This window comes from Microvirga massiliensis (assembly GCF_001006805.1).
Lineage (GTDB): Bacteria > Pseudomonadota > Alphaproteobacteria > Rhizobiales > Beijerinckiaceae > Microvirga > Microvirga massiliensis.
In genome coordinates this window covers 1-5,877 of sequence record NZ_LN811385.1, presented here as the reverse complement: position 1 = coordinate 5,877, position 5,877 = coordinate 1, and the positions used below count along the sequence as shown (strand labels likewise).

4 protein-coding genes are annotated in these 5,877 nt (G+C 67.2%); all 4 read left to right on the top strand.

From position 1 onward, the window contains the following. The first annotated feature begins 65 nt into the window (after window positions 1-65). The 4 genes from BN1233_RS42335 to BN1233_RS42320 all read left to right on the top strand — a co-directional run bounded on the left by BN1233_RS42335 (window position 66) and on the right by BN1233_RS42320 (window position 5,873). Window positions 66-1,121: an efflux RND transporter periplasmic adaptor subunit gene (locus BN1233_RS42335; protein WP_244889853.1), complete on the top strand. Its 1,056-nt coding sequence runs from the start codon at window positions 66-68 to the stop codon at window positions 1,119-1,121. Then, on the top strand, window positions 1,118-2,194 hold the full coding sequence (locus BN1233_RS42330) for an efflux RND transporter periplasmic adaptor subunit (protein WP_046869701.1): 1,077 nt from the start codon (window positions 1,118-1,120) through the stop codon (window positions 2,192-2,194). Before BN1233_RS42335 ends, BN1233_RS42330 begins: the two co-directional genes overlap by 4 nt. Then, window positions 2,191-5,280, top strand: a complete 3,090-nt coding sequence (locus BN1233_RS42325; protein WP_046869700.1) for an efflux RND transporter permease subunit — start codon at window positions 2,191-2,193, stop codon at window positions 5,278-5,280. The genes BN1233_RS42330 and BN1233_RS42325 overlap by 4 nt, the downstream gene beginning before the upstream one ends. A gap of 98 nt (window positions 5,281-5,378) precedes the next feature. After that, window positions 5,379-5,873 (top strand): hypothetical protein, encoded by a 495-nt coding sequence (locus BN1233_RS42320; protein ID WP_046869699.1) that lies wholly within the window; start codon window positions 5,379-5,381, stop codon window positions 5,871-5,873. Window positions 5,874-5,877: the final 4 nt, after the last annotated feature.

Genomic DNA, 5,877 nt, shown 5'->3' with positions numbered 1-5,877 from the left:
AGCCGCGACGATTGATGATCTCCTGCTCTCTTGCAAACTCCCACCGCCTTGCCCCGGCAGCCTTGGTGGTCGTGATCGCCCTGGGTCTGGCCGCCTGCCAGCAACAGACGAGCCGGCCGCAGAGCCTTCCGACCATGGTGCAGGTCGAGACTGTCACCCTGACCAACTATGCGCCGACGGTGCGACTGACGGGCGAGATCCGCGCGCAGGTCGAGAGCGATCTGTCCTTTCGGGTGGCGGGCCGCATCAGCGAGCGCCTGGTCAATGTCGGCGACCACGTGACGGCCGACCAGGTGCTGGCCAGACTCGACCCGCAGCAGCAACAGGCAACGCTGACCGCCGCCGAGGCCGCTGTCCAGGCTGCCGAGGCCGTGCTCCGTCAGAATACATCCACCTACGAGCGCCAGAAGGCGCTGCTCGCCCAGGGCTTTACGACCAAGCGGGAGCACGATCAGGCTCAGGAAGCCTTCCGTACGGCCCAGGCCTCGCTCGACACCGCAAAGGCCCAGCTCGGCACCGCCCGCGACCATCTTTCCGACACGGTCCTGCGGGCGGGCGTTCCCGGGGTCATCACGGCCCGCAAGGCGGAGGTCGGCCAAGTCGTGCAGGTGGCGCAGACCGTCTTCGCGATCGCCCAGGACGGACCGCGCGACGCCGTGTTCAATATCTACGAGGCGATCTTCACCCACGAGCCCGCCGATCCCGCCATCGCGCTGACGCTGGTGTCCGATCCAGCCGTGGAGGCCAAGGGCACCGTGCGTGAGATCTCCCCGACGGTCGACCCGTCCAGCGGCACCGTCCGGGTCAAGGTCGGTATCGAGCATCCGCCGGCGGCGATGACGCTCGGCGCCGCCGTCATCGGCCAGGGCCGGTTCCAACCTCGCAAGCTGGTGATGATCCCATGGAGCGCCCTTTCGAGCGAAAACGGGCACCCGGCCGTGTGGACCGTCGATCCCCAGACCAGGACGGTGTTGCTGAAGCCGGTCACCGTCGAAGGCTACGACACCGGAAAGGTCGTCGTGCGCGAGGGGCTCCGGCCCGGCGAGGTCGTCGTGACCGGCGGGACGCAGTTCCTGCGCCCTCGGCAGGTCGTTGCGTTCGTCGAAGGAGCGGCCCGATGAAACCGATCCCGACATCCCTGGCCCTCCTGAGCGCGGTCGGCCTGCTCGCCGCCTGCCAGGAACAGCAGCACGCCGCGGCGCCAGCACCCCGACCGGTCCTCTCCGTCGCGGTGACCCCGCAGACCGTGCGAACCGTGGGCTTTGCCGGAACCGTCGAGCCCCGGTACAAGTCCGACCTCGGCTTCCGGGTGCTCGGGCGCATCGTCAGCCGTGACGTCAATGTCGGCGACGTCGTCAGGAAGGGGCAGCGCCTGGCCACGCTCGATCCGGTCGCCTACCAGCTTGCGGTGCGCTCGGCGCAGGCCGACCTGGCCAGCGCCACCGCCCGCCTGGAGAATGCCGCCGCGGCCGAGGCTCGCCAGCACACGCTGCTCCAGCAGAACATTGCCAACCAGGCCCAATTCGACGCTGCGCGGGAGTCCCGCGAGACCGCGGAGGCGGGCGTTGCGAGCGCCAAGGCCAACCTCGACAAGGCCGAGGAGCAGCTCGGCTACACCGAGCTGCGCGCTTACTTCGACGGTGTGATCACCGCCACCGCGGCGGAACTCGGGGAGGTGGTCCAGCCGGGGCAGGCGGTCGTCACGGTGGCGCGTCCGGATATTCGCGAGGCGGTGGTCGATCTGCCCGACAGCATCGGACGGGACCTCCGGCCGGGAGCCCGCTTGGACATTGCCCTGCAAGTGGACCCCTCGGTGCAGGCCACCGGAACCATGCGGGAGATCGCCCCGCAGGCGGATCCCACCACCCGCACACTGCGGGTGAGGGTCACCCTCGGCAACCCGCCGGAGACATTCCGGCTCGGAACGACGATCACCGCAACGGTCGCGACCCAGGCTGCCCCGGGCATTGAGCTGCCGATCTCGGCCCTGCTGGACCGGGACGGCAAGACGATGGTGTGGGTTGTCGACCCGGTCACCCGGACGGTGTCGACCCGGGACGTGACGATTGCCGCACGGGACGGGTCCGCCGTCCGGGTGGCCGGGCTTGCACGCGGCACGCGCGTGGTCACCGCCGGCGTGCACAGCCTGACCCCGGGTCAGACCGTCAAGATTGCAGACGAGGCCTTCCCATGAAAAGCCGCTTCAACCTGTCCGACTGGGCGCTCGAGCACAGCTCCCTCGTCTGGTACTTCATGCTCGTGTCCGCCCTCGCCGGCATCCTTGCGTACATAACTCTGGGACGCGAGGAGGACCCGTCGTTCACCATCAAGACCATGGTGATCGCGGCCCAGTGGCCCGGCGCCACGGTCGAGGACACCGCCCGCCAGGTCACCGACCGGATCGAGAAGAAGCTCGAGGAACTCGACTCGCTCGACTACACCCGCAGCCAGACCACGCCGGGCCAGACCGTGATCTACGTCAACCTGAAGGACACGGTCAAAAGCCGCGACGTGCCGGGCGTCTGGGTGAAGGTCCGGAACATGGTCAACGACATCAAACGGGAGCTTCCCCAGGGCGTCGTGGGACCGTTCTTCAATGACGACTTCGGCGACGTGTTCGGCAACGTCTACGCGTTCACTGCGGACGGCCTGACGCAGCGGCAGTTGCGCGACCATGTCGAGGACGTCCGGGCCAAGGTGCTCACGGTGCCCAATGTCGGCAAGGTCAACCTGATCGGCGCCCAGGACGAGGTGATCTTCCTGGAGTTCTCGACGCGCGAGATGGCGGCCCTCGGCATCAGCCAGCAGGACGTCGTGCAGACGCTCCAAGCCCAGAACGCGATCACGCCCTCCGGCGTCATCCAGGCCGGTCCCGAACGCATCAGCATCCGCGTGACCGGGCAGTTCACATCGGAGGAGAGCCTGCGCGGCCTCAACCTGCGCATCAACGACCGCTTCTTCCGCCTCAGCGACATCGCCACCATTCGCCGCGGCTATGTCGACCCGCCGCAGATGTTGTTCCGGTTCAACGGCCAGCCCGCCATCGGGCTTGCGATCGGCATGAAGACCGGCGCGAACTTGCTGGAGTTCGGCAAGGCGCTGGAGGAGCAGATGGACAGGATCGTCGGCGAGCTGCCCATCGGCGTCGGCGTGCATCTCGTGGCCGATCAGCCCATCGTGGTCGAGGAGGCGGTCGGCGGCTTCACCAAGGCTCTGTTCGAGGCGGTGGCGATCGTGCTGGTGGTCAGCTTCGTGAGCCTCGGCATGCGGGCCGGGCTCGTGGTCGCGCTGTCGATCCCGCTCGTGCTCGCCATGACCTTCATGGTCATGCAGTATCTCGGCATCTCGTTGCAGCGGATCTCGCTCGGCGCTCTCATCATCGCGCTCGGTCTTCTGGTCGATGATGCGATGATCGCCGTCGAGATGATGGTGGCGCGGCTGGAGGCCGGCGACACCCTGCGCAAGGCCGCCACCGCCGTCTACACCTCCACCGCGTTCCCGATGCTCACCGGAACGCTCGTCACCATCGCGAGCTTCATCCCGGTCGGCCTCAACAGCAGCAACGCGGGCGAGTACACCTTCACGCTGTTCGTGGTGATTGCGGTCTCGCTGCTGTTGTCGTGGATCGTCGCGGTGCTGTTCGCACCCCTGCTCGGCGTGACGCTTCTGCCGAAGACGATGAAGAAGCATCACGACAAGCCGAGTCGCCTCGGGACGATGTTCTCACGCGTCCTCGTCGGCGCCATGCGCTGGCGCTGGCTGACCATCGGCGTGACGGTTGCGATGTTCTGCGCCTCGCTCTACGGCATGCGGTTCGTCGAGCAGCAGTTCTTCCCGTCCTCGGACCGCAACGAACTCCTCGTCGACTTCACCCTGCCGCAGAACGCCTCGATTGCCGAGACGAAGGCGCAGATGGACCGCTTCGAGGCCAAGCTCGCGGGCGATCCCGACATCGATCACTGGTCATCCTATGTCGGCCAGAGCGCGGTGCGGTTCATCCTCTCCTTCGACCCTCAGCCGTCGAATCCCAACTACGGCCAGATCGTCATCGTGACCAAGAGCATCGCGGCCCGCGAGCGCCTCAGGGCGAAAATCAAAGCCTTGGCCCGGCAGGAATTTGCGGGACTCGATGTGTACGTGGACCTGCTGGCGTTGGGGCCGCCGGCCGGACGCCCGGTGCAGTATCGGCTCAGCGGGCCCGACATCCGGAAGGTGAGGGACCTGGCGCAGCGGCTCGCGGGGCTGGTGGGCGAGCATCGCCTGGTCAGCGACATCGGCTTCAACTGGAACGAGCCCGCCCGGGTGGTGAAGGTCGACGTGCTCCAGGACAAGGCCCGCCAGCTCGGCGTGACCTCGCAGGACATCGCCGGAGCCCTCAACGGCATCGTGGGCGGCACGAGCATCACCCAGGTGCGCGACGCGATCTACCTGGTCGACGTGGTGGATCGGGCACGCGCCGCCGAGCGGCAGTCGATCGAGACGCTCCAGAACCTGCAACTGCCGGGCCGGAACGGCCAGTCCGTGCCGCTGGCGGCCGTCGCGAGCTTCCATTACGAACTCGAGCAGCCGGTGATCTGGCGCCGCAGCCGCCTGCCAACAATCACGATCAGGGGCAGCATCGTCGATGCGACCCAGCCGGCGACAATCGTCGAGCAGCTCGAACCCAAGGTGCAGGAGCTCGTCCGCACGCTCCCGGCCGGGTATCGGGTGGCGGTGGGCGGCCCCGTGGAGGAGAGCGCCAAGTCCCAAGGGCCGATCGCGGCGGTCGTCCCGCTCATGCTGTTCATCATGGCGACGATCCTGATGGTTCAGTTGCAGAGTTTCTCGCGCCTGTTCCTGGTGGTGGCGGTCGCTCCGCTCGGGCTGATCGGCGTGGTGGCGGCGATGCTGCCCAGCGGTGCTCCCTTGGGCTTTGTGGCCATCCTGGGCGTGCTGGCGCTGGTCGGCATTCTGATCCGCAATTCGGTGATCCTGGTCGTGCAGATCGAGGACCTGCGGCGGGAGGGCTGGGCCCCGTGGGAGGCCGTGATCGAGGCCACCATGCACCGGACGCGGCCGATCCTGCTGACGGCCGCGGCGGCGAGCCTGGCGCTGATCCCGATCGCGCGCGAGGTGTTCTGGGGCCCCATGGCCTACGCCATGATGGGCGGCATCATCATGGGCACGCTGCTGACCCTCCTGTTCCTGCCGGCGCTGTACGTGGCCTGGTTCCGCATCAAGGCGCCCGTCCGATCCACGACGGAACCGCTGTTGGCGGAGGTGGCGCATGAGTCGGCATAGAGCCTGACGGGCCGATTGGCTGACGCCATGGGCCAAGGCCCTACGCCCGAACTCCAGGCTGAAGGAACCAGCAAGGCCTCTATCGCCGGACAACGATCATGGACATCAACCCACAATGGATCACCCTGGTCTTCGCCAGCAACGCGATGATCGCGTCGATTGCCGGCGCGTTCGTCAACACGAGGATCGCCAGGATCGAGTTCAAGGCGAACGTGCTGTCGGTCAACCGCCAGAAGTGGATCGAGACGATGCGCGACCTCGTGGCGAGCCTCAACGCGCAACTCCTCACCACGGCGGCCATACGCCATACCGTGGAAGAGCCGACCGGCAGTGTCATCGCCCGGGATCCCGAGTTGTTCAGACGCGTGGAGAGCCTGCTGCGGACGGTTTCCAAGATCGAGCTCATGCTCAACCCGCTGGAGAAGGACCATCAGCAGCTCGAAGCCTTGATGAGCGGGGCGGTCAACCAGCTTCGGTCGCCCTCGCCGGACGGGGACATCGAAGAACGCATCGACGTCATCAGCCGCGACATCATCCAGGCCTCGCAGGCGATCCTCAAGCGGGAGTGGGTGCGGGTCAAACGAGGCGAGTAAGGCA

Excerpts from the sequence above, each read along its gene's own strand:
- BN1233_RS42320 (WP_046869699.1), top strand. The coding sequence starts at position 5,379 with ATGGACATCAACCCACAATGGATCACCCTGGTCTTCGCCAGCAACGCG.
- BN1233_RS42325 (WP_046869700.1), top strand. The coding sequence starts at position 2,191 with ATGAAAAGCCGCTTCAACCTGTCCGACTGGGCGCTCGAGCACAGCTCC.
- BN1233_RS42330 (WP_046869701.1), top strand. The coding sequence starts at position 1,118 with ATGAAACCGATCCCGACATCCCTGGCCCTCCTGAGCGCGGTCGGCCTG.